Source organism: Bacillus sp. MM2020_4 (assembly GCF_011250555.1).
In the GTDB taxonomy this organism is placed as follows: domain Bacteria; phylum Bacillota; class Bacilli; order Bacillales; family Cytobacillaceae; genus Neobacillus.
Genome location: NZ_JAANMZ010000036.1, coordinates 17,208 through 42,248 on the forward strand (window position 1 = coordinate 17,208; position 25,041 = coordinate 42,248).

Here is a 25,041-nt window from a genome sequence, read left to right on the forward strand (position 1 = left end):
TTAAGTCGGCCTCCTAATGTCTGCAAACTGGACAATTACCCATTCATCATCATGCGGACATAAATTATTTTCATAATCAACACCATGCCACTTTTCTGTATCTTTGTTATAGACTATCGCTTCAGACTTTTTCATAATTTCCACTACGAAATTTAAAATTTCTGGTTGATTGATCAACCACTTCGCAACCTCACTCTTCTCGATGTCAAACTCTTGGTCTGGCATCTTGTGATATGATGGCGGCAACTTTCTTCCTGTCTCCAATTGTTTCCTTTGATATCTCCATATATGGTCTAGCATAAAATCAATCACCTAGATTCATTTTTATTTTTTGTTAGAAAAAATTCCTTTGTCACGTTCAGGGGAAGGAGTCGTCGTGCGATAGCTGACGCACGACTACTTACCCCAGTGACCGACAGGGAGGGACAGGAAAATAGTATTATTTATAATAGGGTTGTCTGTCCCTCGGACAAACTCGATATTTTACCGACTTTGACCTTCGAAGGGACATTCTCGATAATTTTCGAGTTTGTCCAGATAGAGGGACAGAAGTATTTTTCGAGTTTGTCTCTTGTAGGGACATGCGAATATTCGACTTTGTCCCTAGTAAGGACAAATGACTTTTATCGAGTTTGTCCCTTCCTTTTTATTTGGTTTTTCTGCCTACTTCACCTTCTGATATCCAAAAACCCCCATGTTCTTGAATGCGTCTTCTAGCTGTTTTTTCGGAAACTCCCATATATTCAGCGATGGCATTTACTGTAATTTTCTCCTCAATCCCGCATGCTTCGAAGGCAGATTCAAGTGCAGCAGTCTTTTCTTTTTTTGCTTCTTGGGGTGACTTTTTCTTTTGGAAATTCTTCTTCCAGCTCGGTCCGCCGGCATCCAATTCGATGTCTTTTAAGAAGCCGGTATCATCAACTTTATGGACAGGGTACTGGAACCACATATTAACTGGCTTAAACTTTGGATACTCACGCAATGTACCTTCCACTCGCCATGCTGACCGAATACGGACGCTTTGAACAGCTCTAGTAATCTCAGCTTCTAGTTGTTTTAGTTGTTCAGGTTGTAAAACACGTGCAGCATGCGTATTCATTTGGCTAACACTTTGCTGATCATCGAGTCCGACATGTTCATCGAAATAATCATAGTTTGCTTTTCTGATTGCATTTGCGTAGATTGTGGCGGCAATAGCACCTTCCTGCTGCTTGATTAAAGCATCAGTCAATTCCAGTTCAACTAAGTCAATTAATGCGTCAGGATCCCGGGCGAATACACCTGAACCGGATGCACGGTCCATTGATTTTTTATTTCCTTGTGTCCCTTTAGAATGATGGTGACAGTAAATAACGCTGGAACCTAATTCAGTAGCAATCTTATCGAATTGATTCGTGAAGTGAGCCATCTGATCAGCGCTGTTTTCATCCCCTGTCAGTACCTTATAAATCGGGTCAATAATAACAGCGATATAGTTTTTCTTTTGAGCCCGTCTAATTAATTTCGGGGCTAACTTGTCCATTGGTACGGATTTCCCACGCAAGTTCCAAATATCAATATTATTAATGTTGTTCGGCCTTAATCCTAAAGCCTGGTATACGTCTTTAAATCGATGCAGGGCACTAGCTCGGTCTAACTCAAGATTGACATATAATACTTTCCCTTTTGTACATGGCCATCCTAGCCATTTGGTACCTTCAGCGATAGCAATTGATAATTCGATTAAGGCAAACGACTTACCAGCTTTCGATGGACCGGCCATAAGCATCTTATGCCCTTGCCTAAGCACTCCCTCGATTAAAGGCGGTGCGAGCTCCGGCATATGATCCCAGTAATCTGTTAAACTTTCAGGATCCGGCAGGTCATCGTTTATTCCTTCAATCCATTCGTGCCATTCTTCCCAATTATTTTTACCGATATTAGTATCAATGATAAATTGCTTTTTGCCATTCCGTTCCACACCAGGCATACGAGACAGCCGTGATGGATTTCGATTTTGGCTATCTATGTTTAAACCGTTCTTTTTACAAACATCATATAGATAATCGACACGTTTTCGATACTCATCATAATTGGCAGCATCGACTTTGACGATGGCATGAATACTCTTTTTCCCACTGTACACAAGGACAGCAATCGGCAATTCCAATTCACGCATAATGGCATTCTGCTTTGCTAAATCCATTGTGTCTGATTCAACTAATGCATATCGGAATTCAGTGACATTTTCATTTTTAACACCTTGACCATCTAAAGGATTGAATCGGATCCAGGCGCCAGCTTCGGGGTTGTAATCACCTAAGACGGCACCGATATCTCCATCAGATTGATTGAACAATTGGATTAGCTCTCCGGCTGTTCTATCATAATTTCCCTTTGTGGGTAAATGTTTACCCTCATCGTTTTGCCAAGTAGAAACGACATATCCCACGTTTTCTGATGCTTCGAACAATGTTTCTAAATAAGTCGTAATTTCTTTCACTGGATTCCATGCGGCAGGCTCGCTAATTTCCTTTCCCTCAATCCAGTTCTTATCGATAATGACATAATCATCGTTGCCGGTAATCTCATCATCCCAGCCTAATTCACGTTCTTCTCTATTCGACCGCGGCATCCATCCGTTATCTTTTGCCATCTGGGTTATAGTCGCACCAGTGATACCTGATCCCTCAAATGTAGTCCATTTCTTAAAGCATTCACCAGGACGGTATCGCATGCCATCCCTTCTGCTCCATTCATCCCAATCGCTCGCTGTATAGCCTTCTTGTCTTAAGGCCATTCCAACAGACATCCAAGCAGAGTAATCAAGAGATGAGGGGTCGATGTAATCAAGCAATGAAATAAGGTCTAATTTACCTTCCATAATCTTCACTTCTTTCTGGTATTTCAACGATTTGCTCAACACTCCAGCCAAGTTTCAAACGATTATATACCGTATGAGGTAGCAAATTGCACGTTTCTGCTAGTTGGATTGCTGTATAATTCTTACCTTTATATTTAATAATTCGATTGTTACTTCTGTTGTTAGCCTGTATTTTCATATCAACCCACTGACAATTATTCGGATGATAGTTGCCATTGGGATTTATACGGTCAATTGTTAAATTGTTAGAATACCCATGTTCTAAAGCCCACTCTCTGAATGTTAGATAATCATGCCATTTATCACAGATGGAAATACCTTTATTCCCATACCATTTATAGCGATCGTGTTTAGGGTCATAACATCTGTTATGCATTCCATTCCAGATTCTATAAAGGCGTTCCTGTGAATGTCCCATAGACTTTTCACTAATTCGATTACACCCACAACTAGTTGTATGACCTGAACGTAAATGACTACCTATTACAACTGCCTGGTTTCCGCAATCACAATAACAAACCCACATTGCGTTCCCACTTTTTGAGTTTTTTTCTGAACGCTGAATAACGGTTAATTTACCAAATCGTTGACCTGTTAATTGTTTTACCGTGTTCATTTTTGCTTCCAATCTATTCACCTCGTTTTTTACTAATTTGAAAATCATTCATAATCATGTGATTGAAAACGTATACTTTAATAACTGGCACTCCCTCGGACAAATAGAGGGTGATTAGCATGAAAAAGAAAATCATTGAAATCCTTGTTGCTGTAGGTACTGGCGTCACGATTGGTGCAATTCTGAAACTATTCGACTACTGGCTTAGCAGCTGGTTGTAATATTATTTTTCAAAAAAAGAGGGTTGCCAGCCTTTTAACTTAAATTCTGGGTTAATTGGCTGGCAATGGGAATTAATCAAATAATGGAGAATAAACACTTGAAATGCTGGCTATTATCAGCATTTTTTTATTTGTACTACATCCATATTGGTTCGAATTACGCATTACGATTTTTTGAATAATCATCATAAATCTTTTCGATGGCTTTAATAGCCGTTTCTTTATCACAATTATTCTGTTCCATATAATAATGAACGTCAGCCCAATACCCTTTTTCTGAATCTAATTGACCCTCATATTCCATTATTCAATCTCCTTATTTCGAAATTAGTTTCAATACCCGTTATCCTGCCTCTCATGATTAACAGCGTTCTTCTCCACATAAGCAGCTTCAATCTGTTCTGGAGTAAAGTGAAACCCATATAGACCAATCGCCATGAAAAGGAACCAGGCGCTTTTAAAATAAAATTCATTGGTGGAAATCATAAGGCTCTTTTCAATCGCTTCAATCGGCTTATTATTGATATAACAATTAAGAAGTAAATACTGCATTTCCAAAAATGCTCCTGTTAACCCACCATCAAATCCGGTTTCCTTGATTTCAAGCAACGCCTCCTCATAGATGTATAAGGATTCTGTCCATCCCTTCTGAATAGCAATCGATAGGAAGAAATGAACACCATCGACAAATTCTTCGAGGATAGGGTTTTTATTTGTACTTTTTCCTGATCCTGAACAGAAAACGCACACTTCTTTAGAACCGGTATAAACCTTCCCGCTGAAAAATCCTTCACCTTTCCCGGAGCAATAAATACATTTCATCGTAGTCCTCGGCTCCTGATCATCACTCCAATGCTTAAACCAGCGGCCTTCATTTGCGAACTCGCTAAGCTCGACATTTAAGGCAAGTATTGTATTAGGAAATAAGTCAATATTCTCTAACCCTTTTTCATTGATGATGCGGTCATCTAATGTTTTCTGCATGTGCAACATTTTTTCTAGGTTCATTTATTTGGTCTCCTTTTTAGGTCGGAATGCGTAATAGTTAAACTGTCATTTCCTTTTGCAAATCGTACAAAAATGACTCCATTTTCCTTTTGTTGAATTGATAAATTCTTTTATTTTCCGAGCATGGTCTTCTAATTGATAAATGACCGGTACCTAATGTTAAATAGCCATTATTGTCGAGTTCCTTGTCATAATACTCCCAGTAATCAGATGCTTCACTTTGTTCCTCCTTCGGAACGATATTTTTCCAAGATACTTTAGCCATTTGTTGGATGCACATGGTGAATTCTTCAAACTCGGTACTGTTAAAATTGAATATTTCACTGTGACTTAAATCAGCTTCAAGAATTACAGCCGATTTTATACTTTTTACTAATAGTCCGTTTTCAAATTTCACTTCCATTTCATCACTCCTTACTTCACAATTTGGTTCTATTTTTCATCCTCTATATCCAACTTCTCATTCAACGCTTTTCGCCAGCACTCTTCACACAGGAAATTTTGGTACGGGGGAACGTGGTCCCCACACTCAACGCACTTTTTAGATTGATTCATCCAAGATCAACTCCTAGTTTAGTAGTTAGTGAGTCGGTTCTTTGGTGTGTGGTTTGAGATTATTAAAAAATATTTGCTTCTTTTACTGTTAAAGCCCATTTGCGGCCTTCAATGGTATTTAACCAAGTCTCTATTTTTTTTGTTTGGCTAACTTGCTTTACTCCTGATAATTCCTTCAATTCATTTAAAGGCAAATACTTATGTCCCTGTCCGTATATGGCAACTTCGTAAATTCCAGATGTTTTTCCTTTTAGTTTCTTTGTCGCATAGGCAACGCATTTAATTCTTCTGTCCTCAATTACTTTCCATCCGCAATTGCAAGAACGTTCAAAAACATTGTCCTCAATAATGAGTGTTCCTTCTCCGCTACCAATCTTGTCATTGCCACACTCTGGACATTTATTGTATTTTTTCATTAACTCCATTGAGTCGTTTATATTCATTGTTCAATCTCCTTTCAAAAATCACTTTCATACTCCTCCGCCCACTTAAACACATAAATCCCACCACTATGCTTATGTTTGCCGTTGCAACAATCCATGACGGACTGGTAAGAAACGAAACTTTTCCTTCCGGCTTCCCGAGCTGACCTATATTCTTCAAGCACTTCCCCTGTAAATCGGCAAAGTTGTATGACTGGCTTACATTTCGATTTATGACCAGTTTTCCCACCCAATTTGCCTCTTGAGATGTACTCTAAATTTCCGGCAAAATTATCTGTTTTGATTAAGTTTTTATGGTGCAGCACTTCGCCTGAGCTTGGTGGTTCGATAAAGTGATGAGCTACCAATTTAGCAACTTGATAGTTTTTATAAATACCTTTGAACCTGACCTTAATTTCTAAAAATCTGCCTCGTTTTTTAAGTGTAGGTAGTAGGAAACCGGTATGATTTTTATAGACTCTCTGAAAGCGTCCGTGATTCGAAACCAGAAAAATACCATCAGAACCATCAATCACTTTCCATGTTTCATTGTGATATTTTTCTTTTTCATACCAGGCTTTCCGTTGTTGGACAGTTACGTTTTCATCCACAATGTAGCAACTAATTTTCCCTAACCGCTTTTTGGAAGATTTATAAGACATCAGATTTCCCTTTGACATCCCTGTCAATTCGGAAAGATAACTATATGTGGTCTCCGTTAAGATATTGGTTCTAGGATCGTAAAGATAAATCATGATTTCATCTCACTTTCCAATCTCTCCCCCAACCTCATAAACCAATCCCGATCCCCGATATCAACGGCAAGGTGCTGCATAGCCAAAATGTCAACTGAATGAATATCCAAAGGAGCGAGTTCAATTTGATCAGGATGACGAAGGGCTACAGCTTGTCCAAAACGAATACTGACTTCACACCAAGTTTTATTCTTAAGGATTCCAATACGACCAGTTTCTTTTTCAACCACCCAGTCACCTACTCGATACATACTTATCACTCCTTATTTATTGCCTAAGCCAACTTTGTTACTGTCATTAATCCAGAATGCTTGACATTCATTTTCTCGGCCTGTGGGTTTATTTTCTTTATCGCTCGGTGAAACAGTCGGCTAATGAAGGCAGCTCCCTTATACCCTTTGATTTTGGCTATTTCATTCATGCTAAAACCTTGAGAGAAGAGGAGTAATACTTCTTTTTCGTTTTCAGATACTTTCCGAAACTCCCCTTCCCAAAACAGTTTGTTGAGGACAATCTTCTCTGGATCCTGACTCTTATCCACTAATGATTCCAAAAAACTTTCTTCATTTTCATCATGTTTCTGGACATCGAGAGAAACCATAGTTTCATAATGTTTTCGCTTGTCCGTTTTTATCTTATTAATGTGATGTGAAAACTCGGATTTTATGTTAATATAAGCGAATGTTTTAAAGGAACCCTTGCCAATTTTGTAATTTTTTAATGCTTGGACAACACCAATGTAGCCAATCGAATATAAATCGTAATAGTGATATCTGCGTTCGTTTTCCCAGCGGGGGAACATTTTATTGATTAGATGCTTAATCAGATGGTCAAATAGGTTTCGGTTTAATGCTTCGGTTACCAACCCCTCAATGTGTAGGTAAGGTATATCCCAATCACTCTCGATAATGGTCCATAACTGGTTATTTGTGGCGAGATCCCATCGTATCAAAACCATTTGTTCTCGCCATTTTCCACATCGATGGCCATAGCCCGTTTTAAATGATTCTTTACTGTTTCTCTTGTCACTGAAAACATGGTCGCAATTTCCCCTGGTTTATAACCTTGTTCATTCAATTCTTTCATTTTCTCTGTATGGGGATTCAATCGTCTGCCAGAATACTTACTATCAAAATCCCATCCGATTTTTCTCTTCCATTTTTGCAAAAGTGCATAAGAGATAAAAAAGGAAGCTGCGATCTCATGGTCAGTTTTTCTTAATTCCTTCTGCTCCCGATACCAATCAACTGTAAAATGATTAGGAATCGGTAAGGGTTCAGGCCCTTTCATGGTTAAGACCTCCTTATACTGCTAAATAGCGACGAGCAAAGAATTTCAAAGCGAAATTTTCCTCACGCAAAGCATCGTTTTCTTTTCTAAGGATCTCAACTTCTGACTCCACATCATCACAGGTGGCATGAAGAGATTCCAAATCTGAGACTTTTCTATTTAGTTCAAGAATTTCGGTTTCATACTTTTCTCCATCACTTTGATATTCTTTTAATGTTTCTTGCAAGCTAAAAACGGCAGATGATTTTTCTTCGCAAATCTCTCGTAATCGTTTGATTTGTGACTCGTATTCAGCTGTTTTGTCTACCGCTACTGTATGAGTCTCCGGAACTTGTTCATCCATCTCAACAGGTCGTTCTTGGACTTTATCCCATTTCTTTTTAAGTGCCGACAAGTATGATGGAGAAGTGTTTTTCTTGATAGCTATTTGGGTATCCGTCAAACCTTCCTCTTTCAACTTTTTATATTCTTCAACCGTGATAACCGCCATTTGTGGTTCTCCTCTCCAGTACTCTTTTTTTATTTCTGTCAAGGCCGCTTTGATAATTCTTGAAATATAACTTTGAGATAAATCAAGTAATTTTCCTATTTCACGTTGATTTTTATTCTCAAAAAATAACGTCAAGATTTTCCGCGTTCTGTTTGGGTACTTATTTAATACTTTATTTACTGTCGAACTTATTTCCCTCCAATCAAATTCCTTTTCTTCTACGCTTAACAAATCGATTATGGTTAAATCATTCCCCCTTTCATCTGTGGAAATCGGCTGTTCAATACTAATGTTCCCAAGGTGTTTTTTCTCGCGCCGCATATACATAAAAATCGCATTAGTGATACATCTAGCTGAGTAAGTGCTGAATTTTATTTCTTTTTCTGTATCGAAAGTGTTTAATGCTTGTGTCATACCAAGAGTGCCCGCGCTGACTAACTCTTCATAATCCCATTGTGAAGAATGATATTTTTTAGCAAAGTAATGAATATACCGCCAATTATTTCCTGCCAAATTTTCTTTTTCTTCATCCGTTAATTTCATGGCAGTCCTAATTAGTGCTGATCATCAGCATCGAAGTATTTGTGCTTTAGTTGGATGTTTTCTTCCTGCAGCTGTTGGATCATCGTATCTTCTTCAACAATTGACTGAGACAATGTGAGGTATTCTTGATGAAGTTCTTCAATCATTTTTACCAGTGCAAGCGCATATCCTCGATGCATAACTAAATGCGTGTTATCTCTTGCTGTTTCAAAGTACTTTTTATAGACCTGCAACCTTTTATTCCCGGATAGCAACACTTGCCTCACTCCGTTTCTCCAACAACCGCTGTTTTAATTTCTCGATATCTTCAAGACTTGGTTTTGGATTAATAGATTGCATAAACTCTGCCAGCTGCTTTTTGTATTTCAAACTATCTGTATCATGTAGGATTTTAGGCATTACTTCCCAGTCCCTTCTATGGTTAGTAGCTCAAGAGCCAGCTCTATATAGTCTTTTGGTACATCTGACCGCAATCCCATTTTTAACATATGAATCACATCTGCTTTACGATCTTCTTCACATTGAAGATATTTCAAAAAATCTGCTATCTCTTCTTTCTCCATAGTCATCCAGTTATAATTCATTTTGTGACTCAATGGCTTTTGATACTTATCAAATCCATAATCATCTTGTTTGAACATGACTTTTTCCAATGAAGTTAAGGACTTTCTCGACACATCATTCTTTTTATGACTCGTAGGTGTCGGAACAATTTCGTGAATGATTTCCCACGGTTCTGATGGCATAATTAAGACCTCCCTACATGTATTTTTTAATCGCCCCACCGACAGCCATCATTACAACGGCTATGGTGGAAAGTAAACCTACAAAACCATCCATCTATTTCACTTCCAGTATTCTAATCTCGTTTTTTGATTCAATTAATCTGCCAAACTTGTAACCTTCGATAAGCACATGTTTCTCATGGTCATTTAGTTTTCTATCCCATCTCGATTCGAGATGATAAATGACCTCGTTGTAGAATATTTGTGGATAGTCAAATGTCTGTTTCACGGATTGACCTCCTTTTTTAGTCATCTTCCAAGGAAACCATTCTAAGTCGACGGCTACTTTCGCCGCAGCGGACATTATTATAGTATGGCGAGGTCATATATCTGAGAAAGTCTATGGATTTCCCGGTTTCCCTGTTAATTTCTCGAATCGTCCCTTCTGAAAGGAATTGATCTCCCTTATATAAAGCGTATATTCGTTTATGCCAAGGGATTTTCATTAAAATCACCCCTGTCTTTTTTACGACTGTTTTTCATCGAACTGCGTATTAGATTTATATTTTTCTTAAAACTACTTGTCCTTATTTCAACCAAATATAATAATCATTCCATTGGTGATTTTTGATTTGTGTTCTCACCATGAACAGATTAATATACTTTTAAATTCATACTTTAAACATTTGAAGTATCACTGGTGCTCCTTTTGGTGGCACGTCTACTGTTTTCAACTTAATTATTCCATTCTGTACATCGTAGCTTTCCTTAGGTTGTAATACTCCGTTAATAAAAAGATTCATGTATGATACTTTGCAAGGGTCTAGAATCACTTGTTTACCTAGTTCAATGATTCCATCTTCTTCTTTATAAATTCTGGAATGTCCATCTGAAACTGTGTAATACTCATAAACTTCCACTTTTTTAGGAACGCGATAGCGAACCTCTTCTGTAGGCATAATCGGGATCGTTAGAAATGGCTTTATTGAATTATCTATACCAGTACAATTTTTACGTATCATTGATTCTTCGCCTCCAAAAATTCCATTCATATGCTCCCACAACATTTTATAAATTAGTTCTTATAATGTGCTTGGTCTTTTATTATTTAAACTAAAGTTTATACAAATAAATATTTAACGCATAATATGTTAGAAACTTAGAAAGGAGGTTTTATCTTGCCTCTTAAAATAATGAAACTTGCTATTACTGCCGATTCAACTATTGACACGTTTCCAACTGTCGAAAGGTTCTTTAATGAAGCTGCTACCCTTGTAACAGGTGCAGGTACTTTAACAATTGCTGTTGGAGACTTCTGGACTGACACAGGAGCAAATGCTACTACACTTCCAGATTTAGCAGCTGATAATAGTTACTTTAATGTTTATGTTAACGGCGTACTACAGATGGAGGACTTATTAGCCTATACACCTGGTGGTACAGGTGTAGGACAATTAGTAATTACAGTTCCTGCCGGTTCAACTATTGAACAAAATTCTCCAGTTGTCTTAGCTGTTACAAACTTCGTACCAACTAGCGATACAACTATTATCACTTAATTCATTTAAGACCTCTGAAGTTGCCTATTCAGAGGTTTTCCCCACAATTCATCTTCCTATTTGTATCTTCCTTATTTTGTTACATTCTTGCTCAGGATTTTGCAATTTGTTGCGCACTTTGGTTCGACTACGACTTATCCTTCTGTCCAGCTCCACTTAAAACGGTAACGATAATAATTAACCAAATCGTGGTCCACCCCGGGTGTGCATAAATAACTTCCATTGATTCCACCCTCTATCCATTAAACTTAGTTCCACGCCGCCCATTTTTATAATGGGGTTTCCGATTCATGGCTTCTTCATCCTTCAACTTCTTAACGAGTCTGCGGAGTTGCTTAACTTCTCGCTTCATGTTTAGGTTAGCCCTTTTTAACTGCTTATTTTGAAGGGTTACGGTACCTAACTTTTCTGTAAGTGCTGCAAAATCTGCATCGTCCATAGGAACAACTCCTTAGATTAAATAGGCTAATTTTCCTAGAGTTTGATAGATTAGGCTAATCGTTAACTGCTGGCTTATACCGATTATGCTTCACGCTAAACTCTGGTAGATTCGCTCTTACTAACGCCTCGGCAAATGGTGGCGGAACTGCATTACCACATCTGGCCACTTGTTTAGCTTGAGAATAACTTTTTCCGTTACAATCACGATCGATGATGTAGTTTTCAGGAAAACCTTGAGCTGCAAATAATTCATGCGGCTTAAGCATCCTCATTCCGATATCCACAATTTGATATTCGGTTCCTTTGATTGTGATTAAGCCGAATCTGTCTTTTGTGGTGACGGTATGCAATGGCTCGCTTAATTTTTGTCCTGTATCAACCCCGTAATATTTCAACAAAAAGGCTGTAACTAATGCGTTATGATCTACGGTTGTAACGGTTGATAATGGAGTCTCTATATCAGTACCTGGTCCTGTGTAATTACCTCCATAGTGTTTGGCAATAAAAGCAGTTGCCAATCCAAACTTATTTCCACCTGCGGTAATGGTCCCCAATGGTTTATCTAAATCTAGGACTCTCCTACCCTCTGGATCTCCATACCCCATTTGGATAAGGACAGGATTTACAAGTAGATGCTCGGCTTTAGTGGTAATAGTGGTTAATGGCTTTTCTATGTCATATTGAAGCCTGTCCCCACCAAAGTTTGTTTGACCAATTCTAGAAATGAATGGAGTCACAAGGCCATATCCATTTTTAGAAGTAATCGTTTGAAACGGCTTATCAAGTGGACGGCAGTAATGATGACTAGACCCCGTATGATTTACCTGAACTAAAAACGGACTCGGATTATCAATTACAAATTTTTGAATACCTCTGGCAATTCTCCTAAGAGTGTTTTCTGACAAAGGTTTTTTTCTTTCAAAAATTGACGGTGTACCAATATCCCAATCAATTATTTCTGAAGCAGAACGCCAAGGCTTTAATTTCCCTGTTTGTACGGCCAAGCTTTGCGGATCCCCATGAGTCGGTTGCGGCCATTCAATAGGCTTTCCATCGCATCTAGCAACCATGAAGAACCTTTTTCTGATTGTAGGCGCACCGTAATCACATGCTCTCAACTCTTTAAACTGGACCTCATAGCCCAAGGCCTCGAGAGACTTAACGAAAGATTGAAAGGTACGTCCTTTTTTTGATTCGTCTGGATACCCGTCTTTCAGCGGGCCCCAGGTCTTAAATTCTTCAACGTTTTCCAGCATAATTACGCGGGGTTTTACTGCAATCGCCCACTTGACTGCAATCCAAGCTAATCCACGAATGTTTTTATCTACTGGTTTACCACCCTTTGCCTTACTAAAATGTTTACAGTCAGGTGAAAACCAAGCAAGCCCAACTTTTCTCCCATTAACAGCTTTAACAGGATCCACATCCCAAACTGATTCACAATAATGTTCTGTGTCAGGATGATTTGCCTTATGCATCGCTATGGCAGCTGGATCATGATTAATAGCAATATCCACCGATAATCCTGTTGCCATTTCGATACCAGTACTAGCTCCACCGCCACCAGCAAAGTTATCGACTATGATTTCTCTAAACAAATCTAGTTGCACTACATCATTCGCCTCCTACCCTCACGTATCTCAGCCCTTACATAAATAACCTGTTCCCTATAGTAATAAGAGGCTCGTTTTGAAACAGCAGCATCCCAGAGTAGCCCATAAATTTGAGATGAAGAAGTTCCATATTTCTCAGCCAACTTGTTGCATCGCTTCATTCGAAAATGGTAATATCGTATCTTCGCTTTATCTCCCCATGAGAGGGGAGGAAGCGTATTTCTTGGTGCTTCCTCTGGAATTAGGTTACGGCCAATGACTCTCATGACCGGTTCTCCCAATGTCCATTACGCTTCATAATCTCAATAATTTCATTAATGTACGGTTCATCCAGATTGATGACTATATAATTATTAAAAAGTTGTTTCCCATCTTTTGTACGACCTTCTTCAATCCAATCTGCAATATTGTTAAACTCTAAATGGAAATCCTCTTGTAAGGATTTAGGGACATATTTTTGGAAATCTCTTTCATTAATGATAGTGAATCTTCGTTCAAAGCCTTCTTTTACCGCCCCATTAAATGCTGGTTCACTCATATAACTCAACCTCCTACTCTAGGATAGAAGCAATAATCACTAGCAACACACAAACTGCGATCATTAGCCAATATATTTTTCGTTCCATATTTTTTGCTCTTTTAGCTAATAATGATTTTTCCTTCATCAACCGATTATTCAAACTAGCCTGTGTCCTTAATTCACTTTGCATCTGTTTTTTCTCAACAATTAATTGGGAAAAATCATCAGCAATATGTTCCGCCTGCCTATCCTCTATCCGAATAACCGTGGTTCCTTTTTTCTGCCTCATTTGTTTATTTTTCAGTCTTTCGAGGTGTCTGTCTTGTTGTCGTTGGCTGTAACCTTTTGGTTTTTGTCTAACCATTTGGTACCTCCTAAGTGAGTATTCGATAAATAAGTTTTATCCATCCGATAAATGAGATCCATAGAATAACATCTGCTGCTATGACAACAAGACAACCAAATTTCATGACTTATTTTTCTAAGACAATCCGTTCGGGTTTTTCCGGTACCAGATATGGAAATGTCACTGGTACGAAACTATCACGGTTCGTATACCAAGTTTCTCCTCCGTCATCAGAAAAGACTTTTCCATCAATATAGTAAGCTGTTGAATTATCTTTGTATTTTCTAAATACTGCCGAACAACGCTTATTTTGTTGGGTTTGTTCTTTGTCTGTATAATAAACCTCTCCCCATTCGTCTTCTTCGCCGGTGAGTGGTGTAATAGGTTTCCAGTCTAATAGTCGCTTAATAAGGTTGAGTGCATATCCAGCACTAAATCCGCTATGACCTTGATCAGAAAACGCTTCAACTATTTGTAAAATATCTTTGTTCATCATTTGTTGCATTTCATCATCGTGGCTGCCGATAAGTTCTAATTCTTGTTTTGCCCAATTAACTAAATTACTCATTTTCATTCGCTCCCTTTATTCCAGTTTTTAAAGCAGCTATTGAACAAATCTCTCTCATATGCCGGTAGTTTTGCTTTTCGCTGTTGATTAATCTGATCAACAATTTTATTAAAGTCCCGACGATAGGGACTTACGACCAAATAAACGATAAATGGATTAAATTTATCCTTCGGATAGCCAAACGGCACTACTTCTATTTCTCCTACTGGTTTACCAGGTGGCTTTTCTTCAAAATTATTGCGATTATATGGACGATAGGTACTGGTTTGTCTGATTTCCACTTTCTTTGCCCTCCTACCCAAATCGAATATTGACTTCATTAGTCATTTCGTCACACATGACTGTCATCACCATGAGCCGAACATATCCACTACGCTTTTTTCGCTATCTCCGCGGTATTCTTTAGGATTTATTCCAGCTGGTATCTTCCATCCGTTTGCCGCAATCCTGTCAATTAATTTCTTGGCGCCTTCAAATGACCAGGTACCTACATGTTCAAATCCTCTGCCCTCTAGGAAACGAATTTGTTTAGGTGTGGTTAATCCTTCTTCACGGCGCTTATCTAAGCGTTCTAATAGTTTTGTGGCCTTCCCAGCATTATCGATTTCATCAGGCAAGATACCCAATTTTTCTAAGGTATTAACCTGTTTTTCGGAAGGTGGGCCCATTTCCCATCCGAACGAAGGAACATAACTTGATAAGTCTTCAGCTTGGATACTCATTTCGAATTGAAGTGGATCCACCAGTTTCCGTTTACGACGCTTCATTTCTTCTAGCTGTTTAGCTAAGGCTTCTTCACGTTGGGCTACAACATCTTCGACAGCTTGCTTTTCTACCATTTCTAAATCTAAAGGAATACCAGCTTCTTCGATTTGTTTCGTCATCGCCTTAGCTACTTCATCATTTTCAGCAATTAAATGGGCTGGATGACAAAGCTCGTGACGTTCTGTATGCCAAAGAAAATCAAGCAATAATAATTCAGTTTTACCTTCAAATAATCGGGTACCGCGCCCAACCATCTGGCTATATAAGCTTCTAACTTTTGTCGGCCGCAGGACTACTACACAATCGACAGACGGGCAATCCCATCCTTCTGTTAGCAACATGGAATTACACAATACGTTGTATTTATCTTTATCGAAATCTTCCAAAATTTCAGCACGGTCTTTGGATTCCCCATTTACCTCAGCTGCTCTAAATCCCTTTTTGTTCAGGATTTCCATGAACTTTTGACTTGTCTTAACTAATGGAAGGAAGACAACTGTTTTTCTGTTCATGCAATTCTTTACCATTTCATCCGCAATCTGATGCAAGTACGGATCCAGCGCTGTGCCTAAATCACTAGACTTAAAATCACCCGCCTGTTGACCGACTGTCGTTAAATCTAATTCCAACGGAATCGTTAGGGCTTTGATTGGGCTTAAATATCCTGATTTGATTGCTTTTGGCAAGGTGTACTCGTATGCTAAGCTCTCGAAGTAAGTGCCTAAATTCCGCATATCACCACGGTCTGGTGTAGCAGTAACTCCCAGGACATTTGCTTCATCAAAGTGACTAAGCACCCTCTGATATCCATCTGAAATACAGTGATGTGCTTCATCGATCACAATGGTGTCAAAGAAATCTTTACTAAATTGATTTAATCGTTTCTCACGTTGCAAAGTCTGTACACTACCAACCACAACACGAAACCAACTGCCAATTGACGTTTGTTCTGCTTTTTCAGTTGCACATTTTAATCCAGTGGATTTTTCTAATTTATCGGCAGCTTGTTCCAATAATTCGCCCCGGTGGGCAAGGACGAGAACACGCTCGCCCTTTTTTACTCTATCTTCAATAACCTTTGAGAAAACTATCGTCTTTCCACATCCTGTCGGCAGAACCAACAATGTTTTCTTTTTTCCATCTTCCCACTCTTTTTGTATAGCTTCCCGGGCACCTTGTTGGTAATCTCTGAGCTTCATATATCAAGAACCTCCTAGAATTGCCCCGGAACAAATCCGTTATTATTTGTTGGAAAAGGTGTTTGCTGCATTGGCTGTTGCTGTTGTTGATACTGTTGTTGCGGCTGTTGATATCCCTGTGTAGGTTGTTGATAACCTTGTTGTGCTTGTCCTTGCGGGAAAGCTTCTTCATAGGAATAGAATGTTTGGACTTCATTATTTGTTTTTTCTACACCGTCTTTGCCTATGAACTTATTTGTTTTTAGTTTCAATTTCCCTTTTGAACCAATAACAGTATTCCAATTCATTCGTAATTTTTCTCCCTTTTTCTTTTGACCGATACCAGCGAAAAAGTTTGATAAAAACCCTTCTGTTTTTGTATGGAGAAGCAATGTGTGAAAAATAGTTACATCCCCATGTTCTGGACTTTGAACTTTTAATTCGAGTTTCGCTTGGTTGCAAGCTGGCATTTTAGCACTACCAGCAAAGCGTCCACGTTCAAATTTCGTTACAGTAAAGTTGTAATCTCCAGCTGGTAGCAATATAAAATCACTACCGTCCTTTTCTATCTCATCATCCCAACCTAATTCTCTTTCTTGATTCATCATTAATTCCTCCTAATCATTTAATTCAAATTTAGTAATCCAAGCAGTTTGATTAACAGCACCAGATACCTTAGGGTTTTCAAAATTAAGAATAAATTCACCTAATTGATTTTTAATTGCATAAGGAATAAATCCTTTATCAATTAAGTGTTTTGAAGCTGATCTGAATGATTTGAAAATACCATCTATCCAATCTGCATAGTCGCTATATTCTTGTCCATTATCGATTTGAACAACAAATACTTTCATCTCGTTCACGCCCTTCAAATTTGTTAGAATGGTAGAGTTTTTCTAAAATCCACTACCATGCCATGAACTTGCGCCCATGCACCGACCAACACTCCTTCAATAAAGCTAGAATCATAATTGATGATCGGTGTATCCATTGGGTAATAACCCTTTTGACTAACCACCACTTGAATTTCTTCTTCTGAGACTCCATTCTGTTGCATTAAATCCCTTAATGACTGTGGAATTAAAGGATTTAATTTGACAGTATTTACAGGCGTCGGGTTAGCAGGCGCGGGCACTGGATCAACTGGCGGTTGAGTCGGTTGCACAGGCGGCTGCATCTGTTGTTGTACTGGTGGTGCTGAACTTTGTACTGCCGTTTGAGTTGGCGCCTGCTGTACTCCATTAAAAATATGTGCAATATATGAGTAATCTAATGGGAATTCATCAGGCAAGCCATGGCGGTTTTTAGCGTCCCAAGCAGGGTGATGAGTAGCGTGGACCGTTCTAACTCCGCCTTGCGCCTTGTGCTTCTTGCCCTTGTCATCAACTGCCACGCTGTACGTTTTGTAATTGATGAATAGCACCATATCTGCCCATTCTTTTACTAAAGGAGCTGTTTGAGAACTTGTCTTTTTTCCTAGCTTTAATTGGTAACGGTCATAAGAGCCCATTTCGTCTGGTTGCTCAAACTTAACGATTTGAGCGTGTGCAGTAAGCACAACATGAATACCAGCTTCTACAACATCACTCAGTTTATTAAGGAAACGACCTAATTCCTCTTTCACATAAACGTATCCATTTCCATATCCGAAATCCTCGACACCACTTTTATTGTGTTGTGAACATACAAATTCAGTGCATTGCATTTCTGCCCAATCGACCGTATCAATAATAAGTGTTTTATATGTGCCTACTTTTGATTTGACCCAATCCACTTGTTGGTTTAACATTGTCCAACTTGTTGGCTTTTTTACACGTTTTACATTAAGTTCGGTCGTAGAACCTTCTGTGTCTATGAAAATAGGATCCGGGAATTGTGCGGCTAATGATGATTTTCCAATTCCCTCTGGACCATATAAGACAACCTTTTTAGCCTTTTCAATTTTTCCATCAAGCACTTCAAAGTCTTGCATCAAAATTCACCTGCTTTCCAAGTTTTAGGCTCAGCCGCGGGTTGTTGTGGCGGTTGGACTGGTATATTCTCCTGTCCAGCGACATAACCATCTTCGATAATAATTGAGCATTCTTCCCCCGTGCTTACTCGAGTAGCAATGGCCTGTAATCCTTCTTGCTCTAACCATTGTCCAAACTCATTTAAGGTATTCAAATCCATCTGTTCCAATTTGTCTAGTAGGATAAAACCGCAGTTGGGTTTCAATTTGCGGACAATAGCAGTAGAAACTTTAAGCTGCTCTGCACCGCTCATGTTGTCCCACTTTTGACCGTTATAAATCAGATCACCGTCTGCAACTGATAATCCTGGTAGGGGTAGATCGGCGTTGGCCAGTAAATCAGTTTTTTGTTTACGCACATCATCAATAGTAGTGGTTAATTGTGCATATTGCGTTCTGTATTCAGCAGCATCCGTTTCGGCCTTATCCTTATCGAGATTAGCCCTTACCTTTCTATTAATCTCGTCAATTTGTTGGATATTGGATTCTAATGCTTCAGTCGACTCATCAATTAGATCAAGGGCATCTTTTTGTGCAATAGCTAAATCTTCGCCAGTTTTCGCGTACGCTAATTTCGCTTGATTTAATTGTGCTTCTAATCTTTGAATCTCTTGTCCTTGACTAGCATACAGAGCTTGAATTTGTGTAAGGTTTTTACGTTTTCTTTGATTTTCACCGTTTCTCGCCAAAATTTCTTGCTGCTGTTTAATCAAATCGGAGGCAGATATCAATTCTTTTGGAGCATCAGAGAAATAAGGCTGTTCTCTTGCGAATTTTTCTTTTTGATCTGCAATTTGACCGATGGTTCGGCGCTGATTGTAGACTTCTTGCTCTTTTCTTTCTAATTCAAAAAGCTTGTCCCCTACACCAATAATTCTAAGTAAGATGTTCGCTTTTTCTTTGCTGGTCGAATTCATGAATTTAGGTAAATCTATGGCCAGTTCTTCTACAAAGCTATCAAGTAGTTGTTGGCCACCTTTTTGACCGTTGGGATCAATAACTTTTAAATCAGAGTTTTTACCCTTACGTTCGACTATTAGCCCATTAGAAAGAACTAGATGAAGGTGTGGAGGAACGACAGATCCTTCACGATTTGCTTGAGAAGGACGATACTTATTACCACCTAATGCCCACGCAATGGAGTCCAGTACACTTGTTTTTCCTTGACCGTTCCCCCCACCAATAACAGTTAATCCACTTGGCGAAGGTTCAATTTTGACAGCCTTAACACGTTTGACATTTTCTATTTCGAGTTTGTTAATTTTTATCATCTTGATTCCCTCCCCCTTAAGCGATGATAGTAATTTTTCCGGATTCAATTTCTTCAACTAACTCAACTTTTAAATATTCACGGACGTTGGAAATAGCCTGATTTCTCCATGCACCACCATCGGCTTCAAAAATGGCAGCTGACGGACCATCCTTCATTCGGAAAACAAAATCACTCATTGGTTGATCTACTTCAAGGAAAGTGCGATATGGTGCTAAAGTGACTGGATTAGGAACCAACACATCGTCAGCAGAGGCAACGCCAGTTTTGATAGTTACAGCTTGAGAAAACCCGTTATCTCCAGTCTGACGTACATTTTCTTCCTTGACGTTGCCAATGACTTTCAGAAGCAACTCACGGTCCTTAGTAGTCGTAAATTTGGATTGAAAAGCAATGATCAGTTCTTCAGCATTATGGAAGTATCCATAATTAAATTTAGGAACAATCGCCTCAGCAGTAACTAAGGTTTCGCGGCCGCCATCAATATCAAGTACCCCTTTAAGAAGTACGGTTTTTTCGTCTAATATCTGTAAGTAAAAATTAGAAGATTGTCTTTCGAGATTAGCTTTCACATAGTCGACCAATCCAGTCAGGGTATTTATACGTAATGATTCGGATGCACGAGTTACAAGAGGTTTAATTTCACGAGCTGCACCTTCACTGTCAATTACAAATGAACGATTTTCCCCTTCTGAATCTTGGATATCTACGAATCTTTCGTCCGGCTGAATTGATAAATCTACTAAAAACTTAATGGCTTCTTTTAACATGGATCATTACCCCCTATTTTCTTGAAGATTAATAACTTTTTTTCTATTTAACTCACGTTCTATGACATCTACCGGAACACCGATATCTGTTTTAGGAGTTAATTCATCATCAAAATAAGTTTGCCCTGGCACATTCGACTTAAGTTCTTTCGCTTCGATTTTTCCATTTGAGAGATCCTTGCCAGTTAATACCGTCATGGAAACATCGCGGACATTTGCTAATTTAATAGAAATGTTGCTATTTACTTTTACTGTTTGCCGATTTTCATCAGGAGCGAATTCCAGTTTAATCGTTACGGCACGTTTATCTTCTGCCTTTGTGTTAGGATCATGAATGTTATCGAATACCTTTTGAAGCTCAATATCTAATTTTTCTTGAATGGCACCATTAGCTAACCGAGATAATGGTAAATCAATACTTTTATGACTCATTCCTTCAACCTCCAAGTCGTGCTATAATTAAGCTGTCTTAATTTTTATGGACCACTTTAACGGAGTGGTCTTTTTTATTGCTCGAAAAACCTTTTACACCAGTCGATCTTGATCCCTAGTGCTTGGAATTTTTGAATTAATTCTTCTAATTTTTCCTTCTTATTCAATATGTATCACCTCCCTCAAATTGATTAACTCCTCCTTATAATTCAGCTAGTTCTTGTTCTAGCCGTTGGATTTCTTCTTTTGCAATGGCAGCAAATGTTTCTGCTAATAACTTAACCGTGGATTTGTCTGTAACGTTCACACAAAACAGTAACTCATTCGTCGAAAAATCTACTTCATCCGCATTAGCAACTCTTTCGATTGCTCTTTCCAGACTTTCAATTTCATCAACAATCTCCCGAGCCTTTATTGCTTGTTTTTCCATTTGCTCAAGCGTTTTTCTGTCCATTTGTCTCACCTCCCCTCAAGAAATGCTGATTAGTACCACGGTATTTAATTGCGCAATCAGCATGTTGTGTTCGCCAGCCACCTAAATACCGCTCGAAATGCCCTTCGCCTTTTGCGACTACCTTTCCGCATCTATAACAGGTACCAGGATATTTGTTTCTCACTTACTCCCCTCCCTCATTAACTAATCCAAATGCCCAAACCGCCGCATGACCAACAACCATTAACCCGATAATGATGATTCCTGTCACTGCGATGCCCACGCTATTCATCACCTCCTTAAGGTATTACTAATTTCGTTCATCAAGTTTCGCCATAATGGTAAAAAGAAGAGCCTAGATAGGCTTGGTGTAAATTTTGTTTCGTAATGCGTCTTAATTAATCTCCCAAATCGTTTTTTGCCCTTCTGGGTAACGTTCGGCTTTTACTCTTGGCCGAGACGGAGTATCCCATCCTTTAGGTCTTACTTTTGTTTCTCCAATAATTTTGTAACCAGCTGCTTTTAAACTAGATCCAGGTTCTTCTTTCAAAGTGTAGGTAATTAATCTGTTATATCCTAAATTTCTTGCTACTCTCCAAGAGGCAGCATATAGCATTGAGCACGCATCCTTATAACCTTCAATGACACAGCAACGAATGACTTCAAGCGTCCAACCATCGTCATTATGCCTAGCAACAGGTCTGCCAACCATTACAACCCCTATGATCTTCTCACCATTATTTAATCCAATTGAAAACTTATGTCCTTGAGGAGAAACGTTATGACGATGATACTCATTAACGAATAATTGAGCCTCTTTTAGGGTTATTGGCTGTAATTTATATTTCACTCAATCTTCTCCTTTACGACGAAATTTGGTTCAATGCCGACTAAATCGTAGCGTTTGAACCAGAACTTTATCCCAATACATTTCAAGGACGATAGAATTATCACTATCCAAGAAAAAATGATTAGTCATTTCCCGACCGTTTCGTTGATCCGAATTGAAAACTGATTCTAATTCCTGGGCCATGACTTTATGATCGATTTCATTCATGCTTTGGATAGCTTCTGTTTTTGAGATTTTTTTCATTTTTAAAACCTCCTTTTAGTTAGTAATTTGTTTTTCTTTGGAAGCATTTCCTATCCAACAATCAATTTCATCAAGGTCAAAAATAACAACCCTTGGAGCTGGTCTTGAAAACGGCACTTCATTCGTCCGCATCAAACGAAAAATGGTTGATTCACTCATCGGACATTGAATGGAACTTAGATAATCACAAACACTTTTTACTCCTCTAACTTTTCTCAAAAAGACCACCTCGTTTATTAACTTAAAGTTAAGTGGAGAGTAAAAAAAATTAAACAGGAACCCGCATCATATCCAAATCTACTTCATACAGTTTGGCTAGTGCGTATATGACTAATTCTTTAGGTTTCACTTCACCACTTTCCCACTTTATTACGGTGTTTCGAGAGACTCCGAGTCTATCAGCTACATCTTGTTGAGTCATTCCTTTGTTTACTCGCAAAGCCTCTAGTGACATTTGCATGTTATCACCTCGTTTTTTTATCTTATGCATTTATCATAATTAACTTAAAGTTAACTGTCAATACTAAAAGTTAATTTTTTTTGCAAAATGCGTTTAAAATTAATAACTTAAAGTTTATAATGAAAAGGTGGAAGGAGATGAAAAAATTGAGCAGTCAGAGAGAAGTGTTTTCCAAAAACCTTCAAAGGTTACTGAACACCAAAGGGATTGACCAAAAAGATTTAGCAGATCATTTAAAAGTAAGTGAAACATCTGTTTCTTATTGGACCCAAGGAAAAAAATATCCACGAATTGACAAAATACAAATGATGGCAGATTTTTTTCATGTTGAAAAGACAGAACTAATAGAAGAACGGCCATCCAATTTGTACGAAATAATGCCTCAAACAGTTAAGGTGCCGGTATTGGGTACTATTGCTTGTGGGGATCCAATTTATGCTGAAGAAAACTTCGCGGGGTACAGAAATGAATCCCCAGATACTTTACCAAGTGGGAAAATCTTTTATTTAGAAGCCAAAGGAAAATCAATGGAACCTACAATTCCTAACAGTTCTTTCGTATTGATACGGAAGCAGGAAGATGTGGAAAATGGTGAGATTGCAGCAGTCTTAGTAAATGGCGATACAGAAGCAACTCTGAAAAGAGTAAAAAAACAAGGTAATGTAATTATGTTATTGCCTGATAATCCTGCCTTCCCATCTTACATTATCAATGAGGAGAATCCAGCCAGAATAATAGGTAAAGCAATTCGCTATACAAGGGACCTTTAAACCCTAGGCGGACGACACTCCGCCTTTCTTTTTAATATTTGGGGTGATTAATCATGGCAAGTTACGAAGAACTAGGACCTAATAAAAAAGGCTTACCTGGGATAAAAATAACAGTTGAACACGGATACAATGAACTCACTGGTGAACGGATTAGATTTTTTAAAACAGTACGAATGAAAAAGATTTCAGAACGATCTATAAAAAAGGCCATTACCGAATTTGAAATTGAAGTTGCAAATAAAGAAAAAACGAAATCAATCAGGATAGAAAATATCACCTTTTCTCAATTTGTAACCCGCTGGATGGATAATTACGTAAAGGTTGACTTGGCCATAGGATCCAGAGATGCATATAACAATCGATTAAACGATGGTGTTCTTGATGCGTTAGGAAAACTTAAAATGGCAAGGATTAAAGCTTATGATATTGTTGTTTTTTTTAAGGAACAAAAAGAAAAGAAAGCATCAAACCTAGTAGGAAAATACAACGTGCTTAAAAGTGTTTTCGCTAAAGCCGTAGAATGGCAGATCATAAAAGAAAATCCTATGAAAAACGTACGGAGTCCACAAGTAAAAAAAGAGAAACGTGAAATTCAATTTTATAATAAGGAACAACTTGAACATTTACTAGATGTCTTAAAGAATGTGCGTCCAAAAGACCGTATACAAATTAAATTAGCTGCTTTAGGCGGACTGAGGATGTCAGAAATCGCTGGAATTAGATTGGAATGTCTCGATTTTAATAATTGCACTATTTTAATCGATAGAACATTAAAATACGACAAAGAAACAAAAAAAATATTTCTTGGGGATACAAAATCAAAGCGATCTAGAATTGTTAATATCCCCAAAAAATTCATGAAGGAAATAAAGGAATATGCGGAACAACAAATTAAGTTAAAAGATGCTTCTGGTTCTGCTTGGAATCCATTGCTTGATGAAAATGAAAAACCAATCAATTTATTATTTACCAAATCTAACGGATTTCCCACGCATCCTGATAGGTTGACTACAATTTGGGGTGGAATCGTAAAAAAATATAATTTACCATCTTTGAATCTTCATGGCCTTCGTCACACTTACGCTTCTTATATGATTAGTAAAGGAGCAAATCCTCAAGTTGTTCAGGTGCAACTTGGACATTCTGATATTAAATTAATATTTAAAACTTATAGCCACTTAACTGATGCAGACAAAGAAAATGTTAGTGATCTACTTAATGAATTATTATAATTTGGTCACTTATTGGTCACTTTATTATTTTCGCAAGAAAAACGGGCATCGAAAAGTTAGTAATATCAACACTTCTCTCCTAGTTAAAAGAA

Annotated in this window: 40 protein-coding genes; 3 read left to right on the plus strand and 37 right to left on the minus strand. The window is 38.2% G+C overall.

Annotated features, from left to right (window positions below; genetic code table 11):
- The 18 genes from G6554_RS18795 to G6554_RS18880 form a co-directional block, all read right to left on the minus strand.
- Positions 1-300, minus strand: a complete 300-nt coding sequence (locus tag G6554_RS18795; RefSeq protein ID WP_207343070.1) for a hypothetical protein — start codon at positions 298-300, stop codon at positions 1-3.
- Positions 301-646: 346 nt separating this feature from the next.
- Positions 647-2,863: an AAA family ATPase gene (locus G6554_RS18800; protein ID WP_166244653.1), complete on the minus strand. Its 2,217-nt coding sequence runs from the start codon at positions 2,861-2,863 to the stop codon at positions 647-649.
- Positions 2,853-3,491, minus strand: coding sequence for a hypothetical protein (locus G6554_RS18805; RefSeq protein WP_207343069.1), 639 nt, complete (start codon positions 3,489-3,491; stop codon positions 2,853-2,855). The genes G6554_RS18800 and G6554_RS18805 overlap by 11 nt, the downstream gene beginning before the upstream one ends.
- A 366-nt stretch (positions 3,492-3,857) precedes the next feature.
- Positions 3,858-4,004 (minus strand): hypothetical protein, encoded by a 147-nt coding sequence (locus G6554_RS18810; RefSeq protein WP_166244655.1) that lies wholly within the window; start codon positions 4,002-4,004, stop codon positions 3,858-3,860.
- Positions 4,005-4,033: 29 nt separating this feature from the next.
- Complete coding sequence (locus G6554_RS18815; RefSeq protein WP_166244657.1) at positions 4,034-4,708, minus strand: dUTP diphosphatase; 675 nt, start codon at positions 4,706-4,708, stop codon at positions 4,034-4,036.
- A 37-nt stretch (positions 4,709-4,745) separates the two neighbouring features.
- A complete protein-coding gene (locus G6554_RS18820; protein ID WP_166244659.1) occupies positions 4,746-5,111 on the minus strand; it encodes a hypothetical protein in 366 nt (121 codons plus the stop codon).
- Between the two features lie 214 nt (positions 5,112-5,325).
- Positions 5,326-5,706 (minus strand): DUF3797 domain-containing protein, encoded by a 381-nt coding sequence (locus G6554_RS18825; RefSeq protein ID WP_166244661.1) that lies wholly within the window; start codon positions 5,704-5,706, stop codon positions 5,326-5,328.
- A 14-nt stretch (positions 5,707-5,720) separates the two neighbouring features.
- Positions 5,721-6,440, minus strand: a complete 720-nt coding sequence (locus G6554_RS18830) for an NUMOD4 domain-containing protein (RefSeq protein WP_166244663.1) — start codon at positions 6,438-6,440, stop codon at positions 5,721-5,723.
- Positions 6,437-6,691 (minus strand): hypothetical protein, encoded by a 255-nt coding sequence (locus tag G6554_RS18835; RefSeq protein ID WP_166244665.1) that lies wholly within the window; start codon positions 6,689-6,691, stop codon positions 6,437-6,439. The genes G6554_RS18830 and G6554_RS18835 overlap by 4 nt, the downstream gene beginning before the upstream one ends.
- Before the next feature lie 23 nt (positions 6,692-6,714).
- Entirely contained in the window at positions 6,715-7,398 is a 684-nt protein-coding gene (locus G6554_RS18840; RefSeq protein WP_166244667.1) for a sigma-70 family RNA polymerase sigma factor, read from the minus strand.
- The gene (locus tag G6554_RS18845; protein ID WP_166244670.1) at positions 7,389-7,730 is read right to left on the minus strand and encodes a helix-turn-helix transcriptional regulator; all 342 of its coding nucleotides are present in this window, start codon (positions 7,728-7,730) and stop codon (positions 7,389-7,391) included. The genes G6554_RS18840 and G6554_RS18845 overlap by 10 nt, the downstream gene beginning before the upstream one ends.
- Before the next feature lie 13 nt (positions 7,731-7,743).
- Positions 7,744-8,763 (minus strand): sigma-70 family RNA polymerase sigma factor, encoded by a 1,020-nt coding sequence (locus tag G6554_RS18850; RefSeq protein WP_166244672.1) that lies wholly within the window; start codon positions 8,761-8,763, stop codon positions 7,744-7,746.
- Positions 8,764-8,774: 11 nt separating this feature from the next.
- Complete coding sequence (locus G6554_RS18855; protein WP_166244674.1) at positions 8,775-9,029, minus strand: hypothetical protein; 255 nt, start codon at positions 9,027-9,029, stop codon at positions 8,775-8,777.
- Positions 9,001-9,162 carry a hypothetical protein gene (locus tag G6554_RS18860; RefSeq protein ID WP_166244676.1) on the minus strand — a complete coding sequence of 54 codons (162 nt, stop codon included), beginning with the start codon at positions 9,160-9,162 and terminating at the stop codon, positions 9,001-9,003. Before G6554_RS18860 ends, G6554_RS18855 begins: the two co-directional genes overlap by 29 nt.
- Positions 9,162-9,509: a hypothetical protein gene (locus tag G6554_RS18865; protein ID WP_166244678.1), complete on the minus strand. Its 348-nt coding sequence runs from the start codon at positions 9,507-9,509 to the stop codon at positions 9,162-9,164. Before G6554_RS18865 ends, G6554_RS18860 begins: the two co-directional genes overlap by 1 nt.
- A gap of 94 nt (positions 9,510-9,603) precedes the next feature.
- Complete coding sequence (locus G6554_RS18870; RefSeq protein WP_166244680.1) at positions 9,604-9,777, minus strand: hypothetical protein; 174 nt, start codon at positions 9,775-9,777, stop codon at positions 9,604-9,606.
- A 16-nt stretch (positions 9,778-9,793) separates the two neighbouring features.
- The gene (locus G6554_RS18875) at positions 9,794-9,994 is read right to left on the minus strand and encodes a hypothetical protein (RefSeq protein WP_207627686.1); all 201 of its coding nucleotides are present in this window, start codon (positions 9,992-9,994) and stop codon (positions 9,794-9,796) included.
- A gap of 165 nt (positions 9,995-10,159) precedes the next feature.
- Positions 10,160-10,510 carry a DUF4183 domain-containing protein gene (locus G6554_RS18880; RefSeq protein ID WP_242637886.1) on the minus strand — a complete coding sequence of 117 codons (351 nt, stop codon included), beginning with the start codon at positions 10,508-10,510 and terminating at the stop codon, positions 10,160-10,162.
- A 156-nt stretch (positions 10,511-10,666) separates the two neighbouring features.
- Between G6554_RS18880 and G6554_RS18885 the strand changes: the two genes are divergently transcribed.
- Positions 10,667-11,047 carry a DUF4183 domain-containing protein gene (locus G6554_RS18885; protein WP_166244682.1) on the plus strand — a complete coding sequence of 127 codons (381 nt, stop codon included), beginning with the start codon at positions 10,667-10,669 and terminating at the stop codon, positions 11,045-11,047.
- 235 nt (positions 11,048-11,282) lie between these two features.
- On the opposite strand, the gene G6554_RS18890 is transcribed toward G6554_RS18885, so the two are convergent.
- The 19 genes from G6554_RS18890 to G6554_RS18980 all read right to left on the minus strand — a co-directional run bounded on the left by G6554_RS18890 (position 11,283) and on the right by G6554_RS18980 (position 22,947).
- Complete coding sequence (locus G6554_RS18890) at positions 11,283-11,486, minus strand: hypothetical protein (protein WP_166244684.1); 204 nt, start codon at positions 11,484-11,486, stop codon at positions 11,283-11,285.
- Between the two features lie 55 nt (positions 11,487-11,541).
- The gene (locus G6554_RS18895; RefSeq protein ID WP_207343068.1) at positions 11,542-13,098 is read right to left on the minus strand and encodes a DNA cytosine methyltransferase; all 1,557 of its coding nucleotides are present in this window, start codon (positions 13,096-13,098) and stop codon (positions 11,542-11,544) included.
- Positions 13,098-13,367 (minus strand): hypothetical protein, encoded by a 270-nt coding sequence (locus G6554_RS18900; RefSeq protein WP_166244686.1) that lies wholly within the window; start codon positions 13,365-13,367, stop codon positions 13,098-13,100. The genes G6554_RS18895 and G6554_RS18900 overlap by 1 nt, the downstream gene beginning before the upstream one ends.
- On the minus strand, positions 13,364-13,639 hold the full coding sequence (locus G6554_RS18905) for a hypothetical protein (protein ID WP_166244688.1): 276 nt from the start codon (positions 13,637-13,639) through the stop codon (positions 13,364-13,366). The genes G6554_RS18900 and G6554_RS18905 overlap by 4 nt, the downstream gene beginning before the upstream one ends.
- 13 nt (positions 13,640-13,652) lie before the next feature.
- Positions 13,653-13,985, minus strand: a complete 333-nt coding sequence (locus G6554_RS18910) for a hypothetical protein (RefSeq protein WP_166244690.1) — start codon at positions 13,983-13,985, stop codon at positions 13,653-13,655.
- 109 nt (positions 13,986-14,094) lie between these two features.
- Positions 14,095-14,535 carry a hypothetical protein gene (locus tag G6554_RS18915; RefSeq protein WP_166244692.1) on the minus strand — a complete coding sequence of 147 codons (441 nt, stop codon included), beginning with the start codon at positions 14,533-14,535 and terminating at the stop codon, positions 14,095-14,097.
- Between the two features lie 2 nt (positions 14,536-14,537).
- Positions 14,538-14,816, minus strand: coding sequence for a hypothetical protein (locus tag G6554_RS18920; RefSeq protein WP_166244694.1), 279 nt, complete (start codon positions 14,814-14,816; stop codon positions 14,538-14,540).
- A gap of 66 nt (positions 14,817-14,882) precedes the next feature.
- Positions 14,883-16,499 (minus strand): DEAD/DEAH box helicase, encoded by a 1,617-nt coding sequence (locus G6554_RS18925; protein WP_166244696.1) that lies wholly within the window; start codon positions 16,497-16,499, stop codon positions 14,883-14,885.
- Between the two features lie 14 nt (positions 16,500-16,513).
- Complete coding sequence (locus G6554_RS18930) at positions 16,514-17,086, minus strand: hypothetical protein (protein ID WP_242637885.1); 573 nt, start codon at positions 17,084-17,086, stop codon at positions 16,514-16,516.
- A 9-nt stretch (positions 17,087-17,095) separates the two neighbouring features.
- The gene (locus G6554_RS18935; RefSeq protein ID WP_166244698.1) at positions 17,096-17,332 is read right to left on the minus strand and encodes a hypothetical protein; all 237 of its coding nucleotides are present in this window, start codon (positions 17,330-17,332) and stop codon (positions 17,096-17,098) included.
- 23 nt (positions 17,333-17,355) lie between these two features.
- On the minus strand, positions 17,356-18,450 hold the full coding sequence (locus G6554_RS18940) for an ATP-binding protein (RefSeq protein ID WP_166244700.1): 1,095 nt from the start codon (positions 18,448-18,450) through the stop codon (positions 17,356-17,358).
- Positions 18,450-19,760, minus strand: coding sequence for an AAA family ATPase (locus tag G6554_RS18945; RefSeq protein ID WP_166244702.1), 1,311 nt, complete (start codon positions 19,758-19,760; stop codon positions 18,450-18,452). The genes G6554_RS18940 and G6554_RS18945 overlap by 1 nt, the downstream gene beginning before the upstream one ends.
- A gap of 16 nt (positions 19,761-19,776) precedes the next feature.
- Positions 19,777-20,529 (minus strand): hypothetical protein, encoded by a 753-nt coding sequence (locus tag G6554_RS18950; RefSeq protein ID WP_166244704.1) that lies wholly within the window; start codon positions 20,527-20,529, stop codon positions 19,777-19,779.
- A 6-nt stretch (positions 20,530-20,535) separates the two neighbouring features.
- Positions 20,536-20,961, minus strand: a complete 426-nt coding sequence (locus G6554_RS18955; protein ID WP_166244706.1) for a replication terminator protein — start codon at positions 20,959-20,961, stop codon at positions 20,536-20,538.
- 202 nt (positions 20,962-21,163) lie between these two features.
- Positions 21,164-21,415, minus strand: a complete 252-nt coding sequence (locus tag G6554_RS18960) for a hypothetical protein (RefSeq protein WP_166244709.1) — start codon at positions 21,413-21,415, stop codon at positions 21,164-21,166.
- Between the two features lie 373 nt (positions 21,416-21,788).
- Positions 21,789-22,244 carry an XF1762 family protein gene (locus G6554_RS18965; RefSeq protein ID WP_166244711.1) on the minus strand — a complete coding sequence of 152 codons (456 nt, stop codon included), beginning with the start codon at positions 22,242-22,244 and terminating at the stop codon, positions 21,789-21,791.
- A 30-nt stretch (positions 22,245-22,274) separates the two neighbouring features.
- Entirely contained in the window at positions 22,275-22,487 is a 213-nt protein-coding gene (locus G6554_RS18970) for a hypothetical protein (RefSeq protein ID WP_166244713.1), read from the minus strand.
- Between the two features lie 15 nt (positions 22,488-22,502).
- On the minus strand, positions 22,503-22,706 hold the full coding sequence (locus G6554_RS18975) for an AlpA family phage regulatory protein (protein WP_166244715.1): 204 nt from the start codon (positions 22,704-22,706) through the stop codon (positions 22,503-22,505).
- Between the two features lie 49 nt (positions 22,707-22,755).
- A complete protein-coding gene (locus tag G6554_RS18980; protein WP_166244716.1) occupies positions 22,756-22,947 on the minus strand; it encodes a helix-turn-helix transcriptional regulator in 192 nt (63 codons plus the stop codon).
- A gap of 137 nt (positions 22,948-23,084) precedes the next feature.
- Here G6554_RS18980 and G6554_RS18985 point away from each other — a divergent pair, with 137 nt between their 5' ends.
- Positions 23,085-23,717: a LexA family protein gene (locus tag G6554_RS18985; protein ID WP_166244717.1), complete on the plus strand. Its 633-nt coding sequence runs from the start codon at positions 23,085-23,087 to the stop codon at positions 23,715-23,717.
- Between the two features lie 53 nt (positions 23,718-23,770).
- Entirely contained in the window at positions 23,771-24,949 is a 1,179-nt protein-coding gene (locus G6554_RS18990; protein WP_166244718.1) for a tyrosine-type recombinase/integrase, read from the plus strand.
- Positions 24,950-25,041 lie beyond the last annotated feature (92 nt).

What these genes read in the sequence shown, in the direction of transcription:
- G6554_RS18795 (WP_207343070.1), bottom strand. Translation starts at nt 300, where the DNA reads ATGCTAGACCATATATGGAGATATCAAAGGAAACAATTGGAGACAGGA.
- G6554_RS18800 (WP_166244653.1), bottom strand. Translation starts at nt 2,863, where the DNA reads ATGGAAGGTAAATTAGACCTTATTTCATTGCTTGATTACATCGACCCC.
- G6554_RS18810 (WP_166244655.1), bottom strand. Translation starts at nt 4,004, where the DNA reads ATGGAATATGAGGGTCAATTAGATTCAGAAAAAGGGTATTGGGCTGAC.
- G6554_RS18815 (WP_166244657.1), bottom strand. Translation starts at nt 4,708, where the DNA reads ATGAACCTAGAAAAAATGTTGCACATGCAGAAAACATTAGATGACCGC.
- G6554_RS18820 (WP_166244659.1), bottom strand. Translation starts at nt 5,111, where the DNA reads ATGGAAGTGAAATTTGAAAACGGACTATTAGTAAAAAGTATAAAATCG.
- G6554_RS18825 (WP_166244661.1), bottom strand. Translation starts at nt 5,706, where the DNA reads ATGAATATAAACGACTCAATGGAGTTAATGAAAAAATACAATAAATGT.
- G6554_RS18830 (WP_166244663.1), bottom strand. Translation starts at nt 6,440, where the DNA reads ATGATTTATCTTTACGATCCTAGAACCAATATCTTAACGGAGACCACA.
- G6554_RS18835 (WP_166244665.1), bottom strand. Translation starts at nt 6,691, where the DNA reads ATGTATCGAGTAGGTGACTGGGTGGTTGAAAAAGAAACTGGTCGTATT.
- G6554_RS18840 (WP_166244667.1), bottom strand. Translation starts at nt 7,398, where the DNA reads ATGGTTTTGATACGATGGGATCTCGCCACAAATAACCAGTTATGGACC.
- G6554_RS18845 (WP_166244670.1), bottom strand. Translation starts at nt 7,730, where the DNA reads ATGAAAGGGCCTGAACCCTTACCGATTCCTAATCATTTTACAGTTGAT.
- G6554_RS18850 (WP_166244672.1), bottom strand. Translation starts at nt 8,763, where the DNA reads ATGAAATTAACGGATGAAGAAAAAGAAAATTTGGCAGGAAATAATTGG.
- G6554_RS18860 (WP_166244676.1), bottom strand. Translation starts at nt 9,162, where the DNA reads ATGCCTAAAATCCTACATGATACAGATAGTTTGAAATACAAAAAGCAG.
- G6554_RS18865 (WP_166244678.1), bottom strand. Translation starts at nt 9,509, where the DNA reads ATGCCATCAGAACCGTGGGAAATCATTCACGAAATTGTTCCGACACCT.
- G6554_RS18875 (WP_207627686.1), bottom strand. Translation starts at nt 9,994, where the DNA reads ATGAAAATCCCTTGGCATAAACGAATATACGCTTTATATAAGGGAGAT.
- G6554_RS18880 (WP_242637886.1), bottom strand. Translation starts at nt 10,510, where the DNA reads ATGATACGTAAAAATTGTACTGGTATAGATAATTCAATAAAGCCATTT.
- G6554_RS18890 (WP_166244684.1), bottom strand. Translation starts at nt 11,486, where the DNA reads ATGGACGATGCAGATTTTGCAGCACTTACAGAAAAGTTAGGTACCGTA.
- G6554_RS18900 (WP_166244686.1), bottom strand. Translation starts at nt 13,367, where the DNA reads ATGAGAGTCATTGGCCGTAACCTAATTCCAGAGGAAGCACCAAGAAAT.
- G6554_RS18905 (WP_166244688.1), bottom strand. Translation starts at nt 13,639, where the DNA reads ATGAGTGAACCAGCATTTAATGGGGCGGTAAAAGAAGGCTTTGAACGA.
- G6554_RS18910 (WP_166244690.1), bottom strand. Translation starts at nt 13,985, where the DNA reads ATGGTTAGACAAAAACCAAAAGGTTACAGCCAACGACAACAAGACAGA.
- G6554_RS18915 (WP_166244692.1), bottom strand. Translation starts at nt 14,535, where the DNA reads ATGAGTAATTTAGTTAATTGGGCAAAACAAGAATTAGAACTTATCGGC.
- G6554_RS18925 (WP_166244696.1), bottom strand. Translation starts at nt 16,499, where the DNA reads ATGAAGCTCAGAGATTACCAACAAGGTGCCCGGGAAGCTATACAAAAA.
- G6554_RS18930 (WP_242637885.1), bottom strand. Translation starts at nt 17,086, where the DNA reads ATGATGAATCAAGAAAGAGAATTAGGTTGGGATGATGAGATAGAAAAG.
- G6554_RS18935 (WP_166244698.1), bottom strand. Translation starts at nt 17,332, where the DNA reads ATGAAAGTATTTGTTGTTCAAATCGATAATGGACAAGAATATAGCGAC.
- G6554_RS18940 (WP_166244700.1), bottom strand. Translation starts at nt 18,450, where the DNA reads ATGCAAGACTTTGAAGTGCTTGATGGAAAAATTGAAAAGGCTAAAAAG.
- G6554_RS18945 (WP_166244702.1), bottom strand. Translation starts at nt 19,760, where the DNA reads ATGATAAAAATTAACAAACTCGAAATAGAAAATGTCAAACGTGTTAAG.
- G6554_RS18950 (WP_166244704.1), bottom strand. Translation starts at nt 20,529, where the DNA reads ATGTTAAAAGAAGCCATTAAGTTTTTAGTAGATTTATCAATTCAGCCG.
- G6554_RS18955 (WP_166244706.1), bottom strand. Translation starts at nt 20,961, where the DNA reads ATGAGTCATAAAAGTATTGATTTACCATTATCTCGGTTAGCTAATGGT.
- G6554_RS18960 (WP_166244709.1), bottom strand. Translation starts at nt 21,415, where the DNA reads ATGGACAGAAAAACGCTTGAGCAAATGGAAAAACAAGCAATAAAGGCT.
- G6554_RS18970 (WP_166244713.1), bottom strand. Translation starts at nt 22,487, where the DNA reads ATGAAAAAAATCTCAAAAACAGAAGCTATCCAAAGCATGAATGAAATC.
- G6554_RS18980 (WP_166244716.1), bottom strand. Translation starts at nt 22,947, where the DNA reads ATGCAAATGTCACTAGAGGCTTTGCGAGTAAACAAAGGAATGACTCAA.
- G6554_RS18985 (WP_166244717.1), top strand. Translation starts at nt 23,085, where the DNA reads ATGAAAAAATTGAGCAGTCAGAGAGAAGTGTTTTCCAAAAACCTTCAA.
- G6554_RS18990 (WP_166244718.1), top strand. Translation starts at nt 23,771, where the DNA reads ATGGCAAGTTACGAAGAACTAGGACCTAATAAAAAAGGCTTACCTGGG.